Below are 18,376 nucleotides of genomic sequence, written 5' to 3'. Positions count from 1 at the left end.
TCTGCTCCATAGTCCTTCCTGCTATTATAGCATGCTCTCCGCTTGCGCGACCATTATGCTATAAAAGCCGCTACTCTCAATGAAAGGACCGCCAAAAAGCACCTTCTGTTGCAATAATGGTGCTTATTTGGGCATACGGAATGCGGAACGTCGGGAACCCGGCAGCAAACGGTGCAATATCATAAGGGTTAAAATAAAGATGCAGCGCATCCTCCGTCACATAAAAAGGCTGATCCGGCTTAATGCCCATATACGTGTCCGGGAACACATAGCTGTACTGAGGATCCGTCTTAATTTGCTCGCCAACGATATCACTAAGCACCTTTACATAGTTGCTGCCTGGCTGGAACAGATCCTTCAGCTCGTACATCGACCCGTCGATGACATTGATATGGCTGTAAATCATCGTCGGCATCCCATGAGCAGCACCGAACGGGAAATTGTAGCCGTTCAACTGCAAAACGAGCAGGTTTTTGTGGAACCAGGCGACGTCAAAATCGCCATCATACGAATACTCCAGCTGCACATTCGCCGGGACCCTCTTGACCTGCGACAGCTCCTCCAGCTTGCGGTTCACCTGCTGCTGTGCCGCTTGGTTGACCATACCCTCAACGCTTGGATAATACACCAAATAATCGACGTTCGGCTTATATTTATGTTCCTTGACACGCAGTGGAACCCGCAGCGGAATGATCGTGTTGCTTTGCCAAATAAGGCGACCGCTGCGCGTATAATAGGACTCCCGGTTATCGACTATCGCCTGCACAACGCCATCCATAATCGTTAATACGCCTCTTCCGGACAGGCGTGGATACCCCTGTGCAGGCTGCCCTTTTGTATTTATAAAATAGGTCTGTTTCCCGTCCGTAACGGAAGCCAGCCCATATTTATAATCCGCCACATCCGTGAAAAAATAGTCCGTCAGCAGTTTGCCGTCTTGATCTGCAATCGCATACAGCGAGCCGATATACGGCTGATCCGCATTTCTCGCCTTGCCCAGCGCCAGCCGCTGCTCGCCCAGCTGGCGAATATCATTATAGGCCGGCTGCACAACATAGCCGCCCCGCTTGTCAATGACGCCGTACAGCGCGCGAAAATCCTCCGCTGTATTCACAATCGCACGTCCATCCTGAAACGGCATGGCCGCTGTAAACGCCGGATAAATGACCGATTGGCCGCGCTCATTAATGTACCCGTATTTGCCGTTTTGCTCCGGCTGATAGGAAAGCAGCCCCTCTCCGAGCTGGCCTACATCATAAAACGGATATTCCGCAAGCTTGCGTCCACTTCGATCAATTAACGCAAAGGCCTGATCATGCAGCTTTACGACTGCTTTTCCTTTGGTAAAATCGCCAGCGCTTTCGAACTGTGCCGGAATAACCTCCGTCCCTTTACGGTCCAAATACCCATATTTGGAGCTGCTGTCTGCTTCATTCATGACGTAGAACATCGCCCGTTCATCTGCAAACGCAGAGATGTATGAATAGGCTTTAGTCGTCAGCACATTTCCCCGCTCATCGATGATTTTAAAGCCTGCGCTATCAATGATGACCGCACGTCCTTCCGTGAACGGGCCGATAAAATCATAAATCGGCCGTATACGGAAAGCGCCTGACATGTCAATTAGGCCGCTATTGTTGCCTAATTGAACAACTGCTAGCCCATTCGGCTGAAAAGCATCTGCACTGCTGAATTGCGGCGCTATGACGAAGCTGCCTTTTGCATCAATATAGCCCCATTTTGTCCCGCTCGTCGTCTTTACTGCTGCGGGAAGAAGTACCACTCTGCGCTCATTTTCCCTATCTTCCGCATCAAAGCCGTCAATATCGGCAGTTATACCTGCTGCTGGCCGTGCTGCCTCTATGCCCATCTCCCCTCGGCTGCTAGCCAATATGGCATGCTTTAATTGCTTCAGCACCTCAAGCGATGGATAAGGCTGGGGGAAGCTAAGCGCCTTGTGGACAGAGGCAAGCGCCGCCTGCAGCTGGCACGCTTTAAACTGCGCATCTGCCAGATGGAACCAATAAAAACCATAATCCGGATGCTCCGCTACCATTCGTTCGTAATAGTCGACAACTTTGCAAAAGTAATAGGGATACACATCTGGCGCTGGAACAAGCATCCCTTTCGACCAGCGCATGACGTGGACATCATAAGCTTCCCCCGTGTCATGTGCCCATAGCGCCAGTTCAGCTTGACCATCCCTTCCGTTCGGTCCTGGCATATCCTCCACATCCAAATAGCTGAAATTGATGCCATCCGGCAGCACGGGACAAAGCTTGAAATTGCTGTAGGCATACACAGACAGCGTGGACCATATCGCCCCAACCTGCCAGCCAATGATTAAATTACAGCATAAGCAGTTGGTTACAGGCGCGGCAGTCATCACTGTTACGCCGTACCCCATTCCTTTCACACAAGCGGCTACAACCCAGCCAAACTGACAATGCTGCAAAATCATAACAAAATATTCGTTATGCAAACGATACACCGCTGCTACTTCGGGGCAACCGTCCCCATTTAAATCTGCCACTACAACTGCGTAATGTGGCGACGGGCAACAAATTTCAGCAAGCTCCGCACCAATCGGCAAATGAGCGGCAGCCAATCGCACCCACTGCATGTCATCCGCGTTCATTTTCATCACACCCCACCCGTATACGACTGGAATTTATCCTTAACAAACTAAACATATGCAGGAAAAAAGAGAATATGATAGGAGGTTAAGAGAGGCTCCCTCGAAAAAGGTGACATATTATTTTTTATGTAAACAAAATACGTTTATTCGTTTTTCTTAAGTTAAGTAAATGAACTCCTTACAAAAAAATAAAGCCGGTACATTCTCCTATCAGGAGCAACCGGCTTTATTTTTTTCTAAACTAGCCATTCGTTCGATTTAATGTAATAAGATAATTGTATTTGCTTGCATGTTTCATCTCGTCTAAAATAATGCCAAAAACCGTGTCTTTATATATACCCGCGGGCAAGCCAAACCAAATGTTGCGGTATTTTTCAACTGCAGCAAGCTCTCCTAATAAAGCCTCCTCTATTCCAGCAAGGTAGGAGCTCACCGGCTGATGGGCTTCATTGCTGACTCCGGTAATTTCCTGGCCAGTAAGTTGTCTATACATCCCGCGAAACATTTGGTTGTGCCCGCGCTCATCATTGCGAATGGACATAATGATCCCAGCCTGTTCGGCATTTGGCGCTAGCCTAATAAGCTCATCATAAAACAACTCGTCATTTCGTTCCCCTTGTACAGCTTCTTTGATTAACGTTAGCGCATGCTGTGGGGTTGTTGCCCATACTGGCATAAAAACCGTGTTTCTCCATTGATAGTTAACCCAATTCATCTATTAGCCTCCACAAATAAGGATCATTATTTAGATCAGCATATGAGTGTGCAGCCCATTTGTTTACAGTTGCCTATTTGTCAGCGTAATCCTCCAGATTGTCCGCATAAAGCTTCGCCATTGCCTTTACCTCTTGAAGCAGCTTCTGGCGCAGCTCTGGCGGCTCAAGAGCTTCAACAGCTGCACCGAATTTAAGCAAAATTTCGCATGCGGATTCCAAGGTATTGAACAGCACATCCGCCTCTAGCTCCCCCTGCGAAACAGCGCCTACTTTCGTAAGCGTTACATACCATTGCTGGCGAAATCGAGATAGGTCTGCTTCCTTCATGCGGATTTTCGCCGGATAACGCGGCAGCGCAGACTTGAACTCCGCAATGGATTGCTGCCAGTAGGAGGCTAAGTCGAACCGATCTGGCCGATCGAACGTCTCTCCCTGCATAGCAGCTTCTTGCAGCCGAGAAATGCGATACGTGCGCATTCCTCCTTCCGTGTCCGCCACGAGGTACCAAGCATTATTTTTAGCCACGAGCCCAAGTGGCTGGACTAGCCTCTTAGCCTGCTCCGCTCCGCGAGAATATATAATGAGCAGCTGACGCTCCAGCCAAATCGCTTCTTGAATAAGCGGGAGCAGCGGAACCTGCTCGCTTGCTTCCCGCCAGCCAGCGCCGTCAATATGAATGCGCTGCCGCACCTTTTCCGCTTCCTCCTGATACATCGAGGGAAATGCGGCAATCAGCTTCTGAAAAGCAGCTTCAAAGTTATCGCTGATTCCCAGAGCTCCGACAATGCCTGTCGGCTGAGACAAAAGCAACGACTGGATCTCTTCCTTCTTCATGCCGGTCAAATTTGTCCGGTAGCCTTCGGCAAGCATCCAGCCGCCATTCGTCCCCCGCTCGGCCACGATAGGAATGCCTGCAGCGCTTAACGCCTCCATGTCGCGGTGGATCGTCCTCCCTGATACTTCAAGCTTGTCCGAAAGCTCCTGCGATGTCATTCTGCCGCGATTTTGCAGCAGCAGCAATATTGCAATCAATCGATCTGCCCGCAGTTGATTTCCCTCCTATCTCTTATGTCTTTTCGCTGTCGCCCGCTTCCGAACTTGCTTCCGTTCCGATAGTAGCCGCATAGTTTCCCCAATGCGGGCGAGTGCCATCTTCATCGTCAAACCGATATTGTTCCGAAAGCCCCCAAGTGCTCAGCGCTTTCCCTGATTTGAGATGTACTTCTGGATCTGCTGCGAGTGCAGCAACCGCTCCGCCAATGTAGGCAGGTGTTTCAGACATGAGAAAATGCGGCTCCTGCGCGGCTGCATCCCGCCAATTCTCCTTCTTCACGCCAAAATGGTCCAGCATCGCTTCCGAACGCAGAAAACCTGGTGTTAAAGCTACAGCCGTTACACCAAAAGGGCGCAAATCCTCTGCCATCGCTTTAGCCAAATGGATAACCGACGTTTTTGCCAAGCTATAATACAAATTGCCCCGATACTCGTTGTCTACTCCATCCGTAATTTCAATAATAAGCCCTTGTTTTCTTGCAGTCATAAGCGGCGCTCCATAATAACTGGTAATCATATGAGAAAAAACAGCACGCTGCTGCATAAGCAGGCCATCCTCCAGCGAATGCTCCCAAAACGGCTTGCCCCACTCGGTTAATGGATCACCGCCCCACACATCATTCACAAGGAGGTCTAGCTGCCCATTCTGCTCAGCTTTAACCCGCTCGAACAATGCCCGAACCTCGGACTCCACCGTATGGTCTACACGCACTGCAATGCCTATACCCCCAGCTGCGGCAACGAGCTCCGCCGTTTCGTCAATGGTCTCCTGCCTGTTCATATTCGACAAGCCGCCTCGCACACTGCGCCCTGTACAATAGACGGTTGCCCCCGCTTTCCCCAAACCAATTGCAATTCCTCTGCCCGCTCCTCTTGTCGCTCCCGCTACAACAGCAACTTTTCCGGCTAATGGTTTCATTACCAGTCACGCTCCCTTTTCATTGCTTCTTCTAGTCTCTCCCATTATATCGTTCGCTAGATGACAACTACTGTCATATATCTCAAACGATTTGGGCTGCAAGCTTAGAAATTAAAGGGCAAAACAAAATCGCTAATGAAGCCTGCGAGCCGCTTCCCCCCGCAACACCATTAGCGATTGCCTTACGTTATTTTACAGACGGCAAACACCCTTCGCACAGGTTGGTGCCGTCGGACATTCACAGTGATGACGAAGCTCATCCAGCTTGAGGATAATAATTTCACCACGGACGACCTTGATTACCTCTTCATCCTTAAGCGCAGCCAGCATCCGATTGACACTTTCACGCGTCGCTCCGATCAGCTCAGCAAGCTCATTGTTAGTCAACCGAATATCAAGATGCAGCCCTTCTGGACGCAGCACCCCGTACATATTGCTAAGCCGGATCAGCGTCGAAGCGAGCGCCCCAAGTTTGCCGAACTGCGTCAAGTCACGCAGCTTTGATTGGCTAATTTGCTGCATAATTCCTAGCCACTTGGCGAAACTGACCGCCATGCTCCCATTTGTATTAAGCAGCAGCTCCAATTCGTCTGAAGCGATAAGCCCAGCAACCACTTCTTCTGTAGCCTCTGCACTCATGCCATGCAAAAGCTCACCTTCACCGCCATATTCGCCAAGAAAGTCGCCATGCCCAGCAAAAGACAGCGTCAAGCTTTTGCCATCCGCCATCATTCGGGTCAGCTTAATTCTTCCTGAAACAATCAAATAATGATAGCTCGCTGCATCGCCTTCCCAAAATAAATGATTGCCCGACTCATAACGGTGCATGCTCATCCGCTCGGTTAAACGTTCCAAATCAGCTGGGGTAAAAAAGGCCGCAATGCCTTCTCCTTGTGCAATGGCAGGGCGAGCAAAGCTGCCTCGTTCGTTGGAGCTATTTGCACTCATCTGGCTCATCCCCCTCCCGTTTTGTACATCATACCAATATATGACGTCTTTGTGCATACAAAAGAGGAATAAAATTGTTGAAATCCGTAATTATCACACGAAAAAAAGCTGCATCGCAGCCATCAGCGGTTCGTGGAGAACCTTGACTTGTACGATGCAGCCTTCATTTATTTAATTGTCCCCGAGCTCAGCGTCATCTCGCCGAGGGCTTCAGCCCGGTGCTTTCGCCGTCATTTTTATGATGAACAAGACGTTGATACCATTTGCGTAGCAGTGGCAGCACGTAGTAGTCAAGACCATATTTGCCAGCATTTGCGCCACCTACGATGATGAAAACACCCAGCAGCACCATCCATGGGTTAACCGATATTGTTCCAGCGAACATGAACATAAAGTTCATCAGAAGTCCGAAAAATACTGCTGCTGTCGTAAGTGCACCAACGATGAGACCTAAACCAACTAGAAATTCGCCAAGCGGGATTAAAAAATTGAACAGCTTTGCATTAGGCAGTGCGAAATGCTCGATGAATGCGGTATACGTCGGGTAGACGGGGAGCCCTGTCGCCTTGTCAGCTACCGGGTTCTGAACAGCATTATTCAAAAATCCTGCCGTATCAAAGCCCCCGCCTGTCAGCTTGCCCCAGCCCGATTCCAGCCAGTGGTACCCGACATATAGTCTAAGCAGTAAAAGTACACCTGCTGCAATTCGATTTTCTCTCAGCCATTTGTATAACATGACCACTCACTCCTTATGTGTTTATGTGTTGTTTGTTTCTGTCTTTATCATAAGGGATCGTAGAACATTAATATGTGATTTTTTTCACAATATACAAAAAAGATTGGCTGATTTCGTCTATTTGTGTCGTATATTTGAACGCAAGCACGAAGCTGTTCGACCATTGCGCTGCGCCACCATTAATCTAAAGTCTGATGCTGCTTATTATGTAAGTGGCGCAGAGCAGCTGGCTGAAATTAAGAGATAACCTTCTAGCCAACTGTCGGCTTAAATGGATTGTCTCCGCCGTTCCTGCTTTTGCCAGCGATACGTTGAAACCTCGTTTTCATGTAGGGCAACAGGTAATAATCCAGCCCGAACTTGCCAGCATTAGCTCCTCCGATTAGTATAATGCCGCCTAGCAGCACCATCCAAGGATTCGTAGAGATAGAGCCTGCTAATAAAAACATGAAATTCATGAGCAATCCGAACAAAACGGCCGTCGTGGTGAAAGCTCCTAAAATAAGGCCCAGCCCTACGAGAAATTCACCAATGGGAATAATGAGATTAAATAGATCAGCGTTGGGCAAAGCAAAATGCTCCAAAAACCCCGTGTACACCGGATAAACAAGCAAGCCCGTCGCTTTATCCGTGATCGGATTTTCGACGGCATTCGCCATAAAGCCCGCCGAGCTAAAACCTTCTCCAGTCAGCTTGCCCCAGCCAGCCGAAAGCCACTTCACCCCAATATACAAGCGAAGTAATACAAAAATAGCTGCCGCCATTCGGCTCTCCTTCATCCATGTTAGTACCATCATGATTAACCTCCTTTCGTCTAATTTTGTCGAACAATTTCATTATATAGGAAATTATGAATAATGTAAGTATTTTTATTAAAAATTAAACAAGTTGAATTTTATTTACTCTTAAGTAAATTTGAGGATAATTATATAAGTTACCGTAACTTTAATTATGTAAACTTATCTAATGAAAAAAGCAGGCTATGCGCTGTTAGCTTTCTATTGACATCCCTTTCATAAAAAAACGCTGCATCAGAGATGCAACGCTTTCTCTCCCCAGCTATAACGAACGGCTAGGCTTTTCTGCTGCCAACCTTCATTTTGCCCGCAATATTATTCATCGCATTTTGCAGCTGTTTATTGTCTATATGCGTATAAATTTGCGTTGTCGCTATACTCGCATGGCCCATAAGTTCCTGCAGCGTACGGATGTCCGTACCGCTGCGAATTTGCAGCGTAGCAAAGGAATGCCGCAGCTTATGGCTGGAAATTTTTTTGCCCGCAAGCTCTGGCAGCCTTTCCTTCAATAGCCCAATCGTGTCATCTGCGATAGTCTGAATCATGCGGATGGACAGCCGCCTGCCGAATTGCGAGACGAACATGGCCTGCTCCTTCAATTGTCCCGGCGCCTTTCTCTCCTCTATCGCTCGGCGCAGCACCTCCTGAAGCGGTGCGGGCAGTGGAACAACCCGCCATTTCCGTCCTTTTCCGAGAATATGAAGCGAGCCGTCGGAATGAAAATGCTGCAAGTTCAGACGATGAACCTCGCCTACCCGCAGTCCCGCATAACACATGAGCAGCATAATCGCGAGATTTCGCTCGTAATATTTTCCACCAATCGCAGAAACAAGCTGCTCCAGCTCATCCTCCTCCAAGTAGACAGGAATGCGCCCCTTCTCTTGCTTTGACTTGGCAATAAGCGCAGCCGGATTAACGCTGAGAGCCTCAAGCTCGATCAGCGCTTTATAAAAGGAACGCAAGGAGGATAGCTTGCGGTTGCGCGCTTCATCCCCTGCCCCTTTTTCACGGCAAGCCGACATAAATCGCACCATATCCAATTTCCCCACCTGATCCAGCGCCTTCGGATGTACCATATGTAAAAAATGCTGAGTGTCACTCAAATAGGCACGCTGGGTCGCCGCCGTCATCCCTTTGTTTTTCATCCAGATGGAGAACAGCTCCAGCTCCTGCGTATACGTATCGATAATTTCATGCTGCCACATGCTGCTTGCTACCTCCAGCTCCTCAAATTCTAACTTTTCCAGCTAAAATTTGATATATTCCTTATCATAGCTGATAAATATAATGCGCGTAAAGGGAAACTGCGTGAAATATGTATTTCACGCAGTTTTTTCAGCTCTAAAATAGGCTCCAAATGCCGCTTAATCCGGCACTAACGCGTAATTTTAGCCCCATATTCGGTAATTTCCATGTCGATGCTGACTGTAATCGGAATATCAGGAAACAGCTCTTCCCATCGGTCTTTTATTTTCTCCCACTTGCGCGGATGCTGAATACTGAACTGCTTGCCGAAGCCAAGCACATCCGTTCCATATTGCTTCTGCAGCTTTTTCAGAGCCATATTGGTCAGTCTCCGTACTTCCTTCTGGCTGCCTACTTCCGCCTGTTTTTTAAATGCAGGATCAATCGGTTCATTATTGTTCAACCATTCTTCGATCAGCCGTCCCTTCGACTTAATGCTCACATGGAAGGAAATTTGATCACCTGCTACTTTGGCGTCAATTTTGCTTTTCATGCTTTTCACCTCATAGACAATCGGCTGATGGTTGTCCTCATGATAGCTTTTGACCAAGCCACCCACTCCTTTTCCAGTCAGCCATACGCAGCCAATCGTTTCTTCTTCATTTAGTAGCCCTTGCAATTTTTGCGTTTTGCCTTTAATAACGGCCCCGCCGGAAAATTTGACCTCTCCATCTGCGGCAATGACATTTTGCAGCAAATAGCTTTGCTCACCATATATTTTTCCCTCCAGCTTCGATAACGTCATCGGCTCTAAAATTTTTAAGGAGCGGTAACGGTTGTCCACTAGTCCCGAAAGCCGAAAGGACGGAATAATAGAGTTGTCTTTCGCAATCAATGTGCTGCGTGCGCTCCCTTTGCTAATCAGAACGAGACAACTCGGCCGAATTTCATTGTCACGCAGGAAAAAATCGAGCAGCTCATTCATGCTGTATTTCCGCGAAAGCTTCTCATTAATAACAATGACCTTCATATGTTGGCCAATGACTGGACGTTCCATTCGCGCCGAAAACTCGCGAATGAGCTGAAACATGGAATCCCCGGTTTCGGAAATATTAAAATATGGCTTCGCTGAGACTGGCGCCTGTCCGCCACTATGCTGGCTTTCAGATTGCACATTAATAATCTGCAGGGTATAACTTAGAAGCTTGCGCTTGCGATAGTCGTCTCCTTCTTTACGAAATGTTTTTTCCAGTTTCGTTTCACTCGCCGGATCCAGGCTCATGCCGACATAGATGCTTTGATCCTCGATCTCATCCTTGCTCCAGCAGCCCGTCTGCAAGGGCAGAACGACCGCACATAAAACAATAAGGAGCGAGCGCTTGGCTTTATGTCTAATTCGCATGCTTGCTCGCCCTCCATTTCGTCACAATCAATAAAACAATCGGAATAACCCCAAACAAATACAATGCCACTTTTCCAATCCAGTCCCCAAGCGTAAACACATCGTCTAATTTTTTCGGGACAGCAACGAAAATATAAACGAATGGGAGCAGACCATACAGACAGGTTTTTATTTTGCGCTTGTATAGCTGGGAAATGCCCAACGCTGAAAAATAAAAGGCGGTTGTGAAGCTGGAGAAAATTTGCATAATCCAAATAATCAACAGCAAAAATTCGAATCTTTCAAAAATCAAGCCCGACAATTCGAAGCTTCTGGCCATATCAAGTGTAGGCCAGTTTTTCGTTAAGGTGCCATCAACGGACAATGCCCCAATGACCATAAAGACGGTCACAATATAAATAACGAGCGGAATGGCTATCCCTGCGGTCACCGCTTTAATGTTTTTTTGGGGATTTTTCATATAGGCTGTCAAGAAGATAATGACCTCAAAGCCTGTAAAGGCGAGCGAGGTCGTCTGAATCCCTTTTAGAACGGGCCAGATGCCTTGCCCCAATAGCGGACGCAAATTATCTAAATCAAATATAGTAAACCCCATTAACGTTACCAGTAAGTAGATGAAAATCGTCAGTGGCAAAATCAGCTCAAACAGCCGGGCAATGGCACCGAGTCCGCCCAGCATCAAATACAGCCCCACCCACAAAAATACGGAAGTAATCGCCCATTGCGGTGTTCCCTCTAATAATATAAAGCTGGAAACCTCGGCTAAAGAACGCACTTGAAAAGCGGCAGTCGCGGCAAAATATAAGATCATCACTGGACCTAGCAAATGCCCCAGCCACGAACCTATAATTTTTCGACTGTATTCATAAAAGGTTTGACCGGGATAGGCTTGCGATAAAAGCGCCATAATGACCCCCACCACAATGGCTACAAGCCCGCCCAATAAGACCGATATCCAAGCGTCCGGCGTGCCAACCTTTTCCGCTGATACCCGGGGAAGCGATAATATGCCAGAGCCCAGCATGAAGTTAGAAATCATAACCGCGACCTGGATGGTCGTGAGTTTTTCCTGGGGAAGGCCGCCTATAGCCTGTTGGTTCCCGCTCATTGGCTCACCTTTTTCTAGTAGAATCCTGCGGATAAAGAAGCTTTGGCCTCCGCTTCATCATCCGCAGCGGCGCGCGCATAAGAAAATCCTTCCATTCCCCTAACCGGTATGGAGCTGCCGGGCTGGCATAAGGGACGCCAAAGCTTTGCAGCCTCGAAATATGAGCGCCTAACAGCAGAGCATACAAGATAACGCCATACATGCCGAAGGCGGCTGCACAAAACATCGCGGGAAAGCGCAGCATACGTATAGAAATGCCGGCACTATATTGCGGTATCGAAAACGAGCAGATCGCGGTCAGTGCCACGACGATAACGAGAATCGGGCTGACAATTCCCGCCTGAACAGCCGCTTCCCCAATAATGAGACCGCCTACGATTCCCATCGCCGGACCAATCGGCTTCGGCAGACGGAGGCCAGCTTCCCGCAATATTTCAATGGCAATTTCCATAATCAATGCTTCAACCAGAGAAGAGAAAGGTACGCCTACTCTCGTAGCAATGATGGAAATGACCAATTTAGTTGGAATTAAGCCAGGGTGAAAGGAGATGAAGGAAATATAAGTAGCCGGAACAAACAAGGCCATTATTGCGGCGAAAAAGCGCATAATCCTTAGCAGCGTGCCGGCAATCCAGCGCTCATAATAATCCTCTGGCGACTGCAGCAGCATGCTGAAGGTTACAGGTGCGATTAGAGCAAATGGCGTACCATCAAGCAAAATGGCCACCTTCCCTTCCATTAGAGCTGCCGTCACTCTATCTGGCCTTTCCGTGTTTTGAATTTGCGGAAAGGGGCTTAAATAGTTATCCTCAATTAGCTGCTCAATATAGCCCGACTCCAGCACGTTGTCGATGCGGATTTTAGATACCCGCCGGCGCACCTCCTCCACTAGATCAGGATCCGCGATTCCTTTCATATAGCCGATATACAGATCCTTCTTCGCCCGCTCGCCAACCTGGAGCTTTAGCAAACACAAGTCCTTATTTTCACCCTGTTTGCGCAGCAAAGCGATATTGTCGGATAAATTTTCATTAAATCCCGCTCTTGGCCCGCGAACCAATGCTTCCGAAATAGGCTCTTCAATGCTGCGGCTTTTGCCCGCGAGCGCGTAGATTAATGTAATTTCTTTTATCCCATCAATTATTAAGGCCGTATAACCTGTAAGCACTTTGGAAAGCATCTCTTCCTGCGTTTCCACTTCCATAATTTCGCTTGTAGATAACAGCGTATTTTGAATAAGCTCCTTCGAAATCGGTCGATCATCAAACGAATAGGACATTAACGCTTTTAACACATGAAAATCAATTTGCTCCCTGTCCGTCAGCCCATCACAATACACAATTGCCGCTTTGATCTCTGTCTGCCCCAGTTCAAATTGCCGTATGCTGACATCTCCGTATTCCTTTATCTGTTCTCTTATAACCTCTAAACGGCTTTCAATGCTGTTTTCCCTATTCATGACTCAATTCCTTTCCGACTCAGCCCATTTGAATACGACCGAGAGTATGACCGGAACGATTAGCACGGCCAGTGCCTGAAGGAAGACGGGGTATTCCGGTATATAGGCTAGAAATGTCTTCACTTTGCACCGCCATCCCTTTGTTTTGCGCTTGATTGAATAAAGTGTATGTTTTCCTGATTTCCCTGTTTTTAACCACTAACTTTGAAAAACAAGGTGAAACGGCTGGCGCCGTCCTCTGGCGGCGCAGCGCGTTTCAGTCCGAGAAATATAGAGAAAGGATAGCGTTAGAATAGCCTTTCCTATATTTCAAGGTGAAACGGCTGGCGCCGTCCTCTGGCGGCACAGCGCGTTTCAGTCCGAGAAATATAGAGAAAGGATAGCGTTAGAATAGCCTTTCCTATATTTCAAGGTGAAACGGCTGGCGCCGTCCTCTGGCGGCGCGGCGCGTTTCAGTCCGAGAAATATAAGTAAGCATATGCTTTCTTATATTTCAAAAAAAAAGTACCCACAGTCCGACCACTTTTTTTCAAAGTGTCTGACTATAGGTACCTAATGATTAAGGCTTGCTTTATTTCATTGTTGCTTGCTAATCTAGCTTCACTCGTACGTTTGCAACTCTAGCTTATTTTCCAGAAGCACGCTGCTTAGAGCGGACGAGGCCGAAATAAGCAACCATCCCGAGCATGCTGGCGGTAAAAATAATGACGCCCATCGGGACAGCTGTTTCCTCTCCGGCAATGCCAACGAGCGGAGCCGCTACAGCACCAAGCACAAAAGGCAGCAAGCCAAGCAAAGCCGAGGCACTGCCGGCAATATGGGCTTGGTTTTCCATAGCCAGCGAAAACGAAGCGGTAGCGGTAATACCGATTGAGCATACAAAGAAAAATAAAGGAACGACTAGCGACCACAGCGGCCCCTCCACAAGCACCGCAATCAGCAATGAAACGCTGGATGCCGCGGAGAGCAGCAGCCCGAGTAGCAAAAATTGCTGCTCCGTCCATTTATGGCTGAGGCGCCCGACGATCTGCGAGCCCAAAATAAGGCTGAGGCCGTTGGTGCCGAACAAAAAGGCAAATACTTGCGGCGAGGTGCCGTAAATATGCTGATAAATAAACGGTGTGCCTGAGACATAAGCGAAAATACCGCCGATCATCAGACCTTGCGTCAACGCATAACCGGTGAACTCGCGATCTTTAAGCAACTGCCCGAAATTACGCAGCAGCTCGCCGAAATTGCTCGAAATTCGCTTTTCGCGTGGCAGTGTTTCCTCCAGCTGCCACGTTGCAATAAGCGCCAGAGCAAGGCCTATCGCCCCGAGTACGATAAACACGCCGATCCAAGTGGTGAAGGATATAATTCCGCTTCCCGCAACAGGTGCCAGTAAAGGCATAACATTGTTAACCAGCATAATAAGTGCAAAATATTTGGTCAGCTCATGTCCGCTATATAGATCACGGACAATAGCCCTTGAAATAACGATGCCTGCTGAGGCCGCAAAGCCTTGTATAAAACGGGCAACGATAAACAAAGTAATATTCGGTGCCAGCGCACAGGCCAGCGAAGCAATTAAATAAACGACCAAGGACAGCAGCAGCGGCTTGCGCCGGCCATGAACGTCACTCATCGGTCCCATGACGAGCTGCCCGAGGCCAAGGCCGATTAAACAGGCGGTTAAGCTCAATTGCACAAGTGAAGCCTTCGTACCGAAATCCTCGGCTATTTGTGGAAACGAAGGCAAATACATATCAATCGTCAGCGGGCCCAGAGCCGAGAAAGAACCGAGCAGCAAGGCCAGCCTGAGCCGGTTACGATTCTGATTCATTTTCATTTGAAGCTTAATTCCTCTCTGGTGTCGTATGAAAATAAACTTGTTATGAATTTATACCATTATAGAGCCAGCAGCTTAACCCCTTTGGGCATTATGGCGCTAATACGCTCTTTAACAGCAGGCTGGCGCATTTCCTCGCCAAAAATGACTACCGTTCCTTCATCGCTGCTCGTGCGAATCAAACGTCCCATGCCTTGTCTTAACCTCAGCAGCATATAAGGCATATCCACTTCCTCGAAAGGCAGCTGGGCATCGGCGCGTCTTGCAGCAAACACCGGATCATTCGGCGGGAATGGCAGCGACCATACAATGACCTGCGATAAAGAAGGCCCCGGTATGTCCAGTCCCTCCCACAGCGTCACCGCGCACAGCACGCTGGACTCATCGGCTTGGAATGCCCCAATCAAATGGCTAATCTCCGACGTTCCTTCATAAAGGAAACGTCTTTGCTGTGCAAGCGGCTCATCATTCATCGCCTGCTTGAAGCGCGCAAGCTCCTCACGAGAAGGGAACAAAATGAGCGTGCCGCCCTTCGCTTCCCCAAGCAGCTTTACCGTTGCCTGCATTTGGTTCGCGAATTCATCCAAAGCTTCCGACTCGGATGCAAGCACCCGCATTTTATGCTCATAATCATAAGGCGAAGCAACGGAGAACGACTCAGCCTGCTTAATGCCCAGGCTGTCCATCGTATATTCGAAGGAGCCGTCTACCGACAGCGTAGCCGATGAGAAGACGATTGGCATTTTGCGAGAGAACACATGCTCCTCCAGCACTTCCTTCACCATCTTAGGCATAATGACAAGAGAAATGCCCGACTTGTCCTCCATCACCCAGCTAATCGGCTTTTCGGGTTTGCGGAACAGCGAAAGGGCATATTGAATCATCTCCAAATGCTCCTCGACGATTTTGAGCTGATATTCATCAAGCGTGAACAAGCCGCTTTCGAACACAAGCTCCTCCTCAATGAGATCAAGCAGCTGATGCAGCCGGTTTACTTCCTGTATAAGCGTGTTGTCCCACAGCAGCTCGCGGCGATCTGATGCTGCGACAGCACGGCTGCTTTGCTGGATACGCTCAAAAAGCTGCTCGCTTTGCACAATTGCATCCTCAATGGCCAGCGCCAGCGATTCGCGGATTTCCCCTTCCAGCAATCGCGTAATAATGCTCTCAAATACCGCATGGTTGAGCTTATACGTTAGCGCCTGCTGCGCCGCCGTTTCGAGCAAATGCCCTTCGTCGAATACAACTGAGCTATGCTCCGGCAGCAAGGGAAGTTGTCCCTCGCGTTTGCGTGCTTCATAGGTCCATACATGCTCCATATAAAAGTCATGCGAGCAAATAATTAAATCCGTTGATTTGCGGTAATGATCGCGTGACAGCGTTTGTCCGCAGCGATGTCTGCGGCTGCATACCATGCAGTCCTGAAAGACGTCCCAACCGACATGGTCCCAAACTTCATCGCTGAGCTCCGGATAATCCCGGCGGTTGCCATAAGGATAAAAGCTTTGCATCGTTTCTGGCTTATGAACAAAATCCGGCAAGCTGCGATAAATGTCGTCAAAATGCTCTGCGCCCTCTAATTGTGCGTCGCCCCGTGCATCATCCAGCTTGTTCAAGCAGACATACTGGTCAGGCGATCTTCCCAATCTGCTGTCGATGTTCAGCCCTAAATGGCGGGACAGCTTGGCAATATCGCCTTCCGGCTTTACCAGCTGCTCGATGAGCGATTCATCAGCGCAGGCAATAATAGCCGGCTTGCGAGTATAACGCGCGTAGCTAATGGCATAAAGCAAATAAACGAAAGTTTTGCCTGTGCCGACGCCGGCCTCAGCGAAAATCGTCTGCTTGTCCGCATAAGCCCGTTCCAGCTGAAATGCCATATAAATTTGCTCATCTCGCAGCTCAAGCCCGGCTTCGGGAAGCTTCTCGTAAAAAACATCCGCGATCCAGTCGCTTGCCTGCTGCATATAAGGCTGCGACGGGTCAAAATCAAACGGATAATGGTGTTGTGTCATGCTTAGCAGCGCCTCCAAATAGACGCCCGAACGGCTGCGCTAAAATCACGCAGCCGTTCGGGCGGTTTTTTTTTCAAATTGAAATTAAAAGTCAGATTTCGGTTTTCTAGGCTGCGGCTTTGGCTTGTTCTGCACGGCTGGCAAATGCTTCATGCTTCGTAGCATCGGTCCTTTGCATATCGGGCAGGTTTGCTCTGCCGAGGCGAATTCATCTCTTACCCACGCTTTGCATTCGGGGTTTTTACATTTCAAAATTTTGGTAGGTAATAATTTCGGTTTCGTAATGTCTTCGCTCGTAGCCAATATATTTTACATCCCTTTCATTTACACGTTCAGGCAATCTGACATAATATATCACTTCTTGGCCGCATACGTCAAGGCTCCCAAACCCGCCAGCCCCCTCTAGCTGGCTAGGAAACGTTACAGCTTCCCTTTGTATTTTCCAGTATTGGTAATCGTTACTTTCACATCGATTTGGCCCAATGTTTTTTGGTTTAGTAGAAGCTGTTTGCTATTACGCAGCTGATGCCACAGCTTGGGTTCACTGCGATAGAGCTCGGCAAATAAATTTAATAGATCGGTTTGAGTGACAAGGCCTTTCTCATAGGTAGCCATCATTTCATCGCGAATCGCCTTCGCTGCAAGAACCTCCATCTCTTTCACCGAAACATCTTTAATCATTTCCTCCACATAGGCTCTCGCCTTAATTTCAATCTTAAACTGCAATGGCTTGCTGTTCTTAACATACCGTATCCGGTAATTCGGTTTAATAATGACGAGTGTAGCGGTCGGAGCTTCTCGATTGCCAATTAGCAGAACGGAACGTTTATTTTCTTTTTGCACCCATCTTCTTCCGAGCAATTCTGTTTCAGAAAACCAGCTTAAATTCTCGTTTTGCCGAATGAAAAAGGCGCCCGTAATTTTAAACATCGGCATTTTCCGGGCATCCTCCCTCCATACCTCCTTCGTTATGCCAATCGTAGGAATGATGGCGGTATTGCCCGGCTCATTAAATTCGGCAATAAATTTGAAGCCATATTGGGGATCAATGTTGGAGCGCTGGGCATGGGTATCCTCGGGTATATCCAGAATGGTATCCAAGACAGGCAAATTCAAAATCGATTTTTGCTTAAAAATATCTACGATCGGCGTCTTTGTTGAATAGAGCAATATATTGTAACGAACTTCGCGGTAACGATTGATTGCTTCGTAGCTTTGCCGAACAATCGCTTGTGATTTTAGAAGCTCCTCATCTACCACAACCGCTTTGACATGTCCCCAAAACAATCTAATCTGCGAAGTTTCGGACAGCGAGGACAACGATTCCGTCACCGTCTTTCCTGTGCCGCGGCCGATCCATACCGGTATGTTTTTCCCTATTTCATTTTTATCGGATTTGGCTACATTTAAGAAGTTAAGCACCTGCGCGTAAGATATAAAAAACCCATCCTTATAATCCAGGCCGATAGCTGTGACATAAGCCATGTTTTGAATCGGCTTTGAATCAAAGCAGCCTGGACTCAGCAGCAGCAAACTAGCGATCAGGCTCCATTTTATCCATACTTTCAT

15 protein-coding genes are annotated in these 18,376 nt (G+C 48.2%); all 15 read right to left on the bottom strand.

Annotation, left to right across the window (positions count from 1 at the left end; all coding sequences use genetic code 11):
- Nucleotides 1–76 precede the first annotated feature (76 nt).
- A complete protein-coding gene (locus AC50Y5_RS09925) occupies nucleotides 77–2,644 on the bottom strand; it encodes a WG repeat-containing protein (protein WP_327204941.1) in 2,568 nt (855 codons plus the stop codon).
- 235 nt (nucleotides 2,645–2,879) lie between these two features.
- Nucleotides 2,880–3,353, bottom strand: a complete 474-nt coding sequence (locus AC50Y5_RS09920) for a ferritin-like domain-containing protein (protein WP_494860211.1) — start codon at nucleotides 3,351–3,353, stop codon at nucleotides 2,880–2,882.
- Nucleotides 3,354–3,426: 73 nt separating this feature from the next.
- Nucleotides 3,427–4,401, bottom strand: coding sequence for a helix-turn-helix transcriptional regulator (locus tag AC50Y5_RS09915; protein ID WP_494860703.1), 975 nt, complete (start codon nucleotides 4,399–4,401; stop codon nucleotides 3,427–3,429).
- Nucleotides 4,402–4,420: 19 nt separating this feature from the next.
- Nucleotides 4,421–5,326 (bottom strand): SDR family oxidoreductase, encoded by a 906-nt coding sequence (locus tag AC50Y5_RS09910; protein ID WP_494860209.1) that lies wholly within the window; start codon nucleotides 5,324–5,326, stop codon nucleotides 4,421–4,423.
- A 192-nt stretch (nucleotides 5,327–5,518) separates the two neighbouring features.
- Nucleotides 5,519–6,274, bottom strand: a complete 756-nt coding sequence (locus AC50Y5_RS09905; protein ID WP_172455612.1) for a Crp/Fnr family transcriptional regulator — start codon at nucleotides 6,272–6,274, stop codon at nucleotides 5,519–5,521.
- 193 nt (nucleotides 6,275–6,467) lie between these two features.
- Entirely contained in the window at nucleotides 6,468–7,010 is a 543-nt protein-coding gene (locus AC50Y5_RS09900) for a DoxX family protein (protein ID WP_494860207.1), read from the bottom strand.
- Between the two features lie 251 nt (nucleotides 7,011–7,261).
- Complete coding sequence (locus AC50Y5_RS09895; RefSeq protein ID WP_494860701.1) at nucleotides 7,262–7,804, bottom strand: DoxX family membrane protein; 543 nt, start codon at nucleotides 7,802–7,804, stop codon at nucleotides 7,262–7,264.
- A gap of 278 nt (nucleotides 7,805–8,082) precedes the next feature.
- Nucleotides 8,083–9,012 (bottom strand): tyrosine-type recombinase/integrase, encoded by a 930-nt coding sequence (locus AC50Y5_RS09890; RefSeq protein WP_494860205.1) that lies wholly within the window; start codon nucleotides 9,010–9,012, stop codon nucleotides 8,083–8,085.
- A gap of 170 nt (nucleotides 9,013–9,182) precedes the next feature.
- A complete protein-coding gene (locus tag AC50Y5_RS09885) occupies nucleotides 9,183–10,394 on the bottom strand; it encodes a Ger(x)C family spore germination protein (RefSeq protein WP_494860203.1) in 1,212 nt (403 codons plus the stop codon).
- Nucleotides 10,384–11,502, bottom strand: coding sequence for a spore germination protein (locus AC50Y5_RS09880; protein WP_494860201.1), 1,119 nt, complete (start codon nucleotides 11,500–11,502; stop codon nucleotides 10,384–10,386). The genes AC50Y5_RS09885 and AC50Y5_RS09880 overlap by 11 nt, the downstream gene beginning before the upstream one ends.
- A gap of 4 nt (nucleotides 11,503–11,506) precedes the next feature.
- Nucleotides 11,507–12,961, bottom strand: coding sequence for a spore germination protein (locus AC50Y5_RS09875; RefSeq protein WP_494860199.1), 1,455 nt, complete (start codon nucleotides 12,959–12,961; stop codon nucleotides 11,507–11,509).
- Nucleotides 12,962–13,586: 625 nt separating this feature from the next.
- A complete protein-coding gene (locus AC50Y5_RS09870; protein ID WP_056040582.1) occupies nucleotides 13,587–14,792 on the bottom strand; it encodes a Bcr/CflA family multidrug efflux MFS transporter in 1,206 nt (401 codons plus the stop codon).
- 59 nt (nucleotides 14,793–14,851) lie between these two features.
- The gene (locus AC50Y5_RS09865; protein ID WP_494860197.1) at nucleotides 14,852–16,807 is read right to left on the bottom strand and encodes an ATP-dependent DNA helicase; all 1,956 of its coding nucleotides are present in this window, start codon (nucleotides 16,805–16,807) and stop codon (nucleotides 14,852–14,854) included.
- An 84-nt stretch (nucleotides 16,808–16,891) separates the two neighbouring features.
- Nucleotides 16,892–17,059 carry a cold-inducible protein YdjO-related protein gene (locus tag AC50Y5_RS09860; RefSeq protein ID WP_231594233.1) on the bottom strand — a complete coding sequence of 56 codons (168 nt, stop codon included), beginning with the start codon at nucleotides 17,057–17,059 and terminating at the stop codon, nucleotides 16,892–16,894.
- Between the two features lie 168 nt (nucleotides 17,060–17,227).
- A complete protein-coding gene (locus AC50Y5_RS09855) occupies nucleotides 17,228–18,376 on the bottom strand; it encodes a Ger(x)C family spore germination protein (RefSeq protein ID WP_494860195.1) in 1,149 nt (382 codons plus the stop codon).

The organism is Paenibacillus sp. JT22N7, from assembly GCF_059383875.1.
Note: the sequence above shows the minus strand (reverse complement) of the source record. Positions and strands in the feature narration are given on the sequence as shown.

Coding starts and splice junctions, on each gene's coding strand:
- AC50Y5_RS09925 (WP_327204941.1), bottom strand. CDS start 2,644: ATGAAAATGAACGCGGATGACATGCAGTGGGTGCGATTGGCTGCCGCT.
- AC50Y5_RS09900 (WP_494860207.1), bottom strand. CDS start 7,010: ATGTTATACAAATGGCTGAGAGAAAATCGAATTGCAGCAGGTGTACTT.
- AC50Y5_RS09875 (WP_494860199.1), bottom strand. CDS start 12,961: ATGAATAGGGAAAACAGCATTGAAAGCCGTTTAGAGGTTATAAGAGAA.
- AC50Y5_RS09895 (WP_494860701.1), bottom strand. CDS start 7,804: ATGGTACTAACATGGATGAAGGAGAGCCGAATGGCGGCAGCTATTTTT.
- AC50Y5_RS09890 (WP_494860205.1), bottom strand. CDS start 9,012: ATGTGGCAGCATGAAATTATCGATACGTATACGCAGGAGCTGGAGCTG.
- AC50Y5_RS09870 (WP_056040582.1), bottom strand. CDS start 14,792: ATGAAAATGAATCAGAATCGTAACCGGCTCAGGCTGGCCTTGCTGCTC.
- AC50Y5_RS09855 (WP_494860195.1), bottom strand. CDS start 18,376: ATGAAAGTATGGATAAAATGGAGCCTGATCGCTAGTTTGCTGCTGCTG.
- AC50Y5_RS09920 (WP_494860211.1), bottom strand. CDS start 3,353: ATGAATTGGGTTAACTATCAATGGAGAAACACGGTTTTTATGCCAGTA.
- AC50Y5_RS09885 (WP_494860203.1), bottom strand. CDS start 10,394: ATGCGAATTAGACATAAAGCCAAGCGCTCGCTCCTTATTGTTTTATGT.
- AC50Y5_RS09910 (WP_494860209.1), bottom strand. CDS start 5,326: ATGAAACCATTAGCCGGAAAAGTTGCTGTTGTAGCGGGAGCGACAAGA.
- AC50Y5_RS09880 (WP_494860201.1), bottom strand. CDS start 11,502: ATGAGCGGGAACCAACAGGCTATAGGCGGCCTTCCCCAGGAAAAACTC.
- AC50Y5_RS09865 (WP_494860197.1), bottom strand. CDS start 16,807: ATGACACAACACCATTATCCGTTTGATTTTGACCCGTCGCAGCCTTAT.
- AC50Y5_RS09905 (WP_172455612.1), bottom strand. CDS start 6,274: ATGAGTGCAAATAGCTCCAACGAACGAGGCAGCTTTGCTCGCCCTGCC.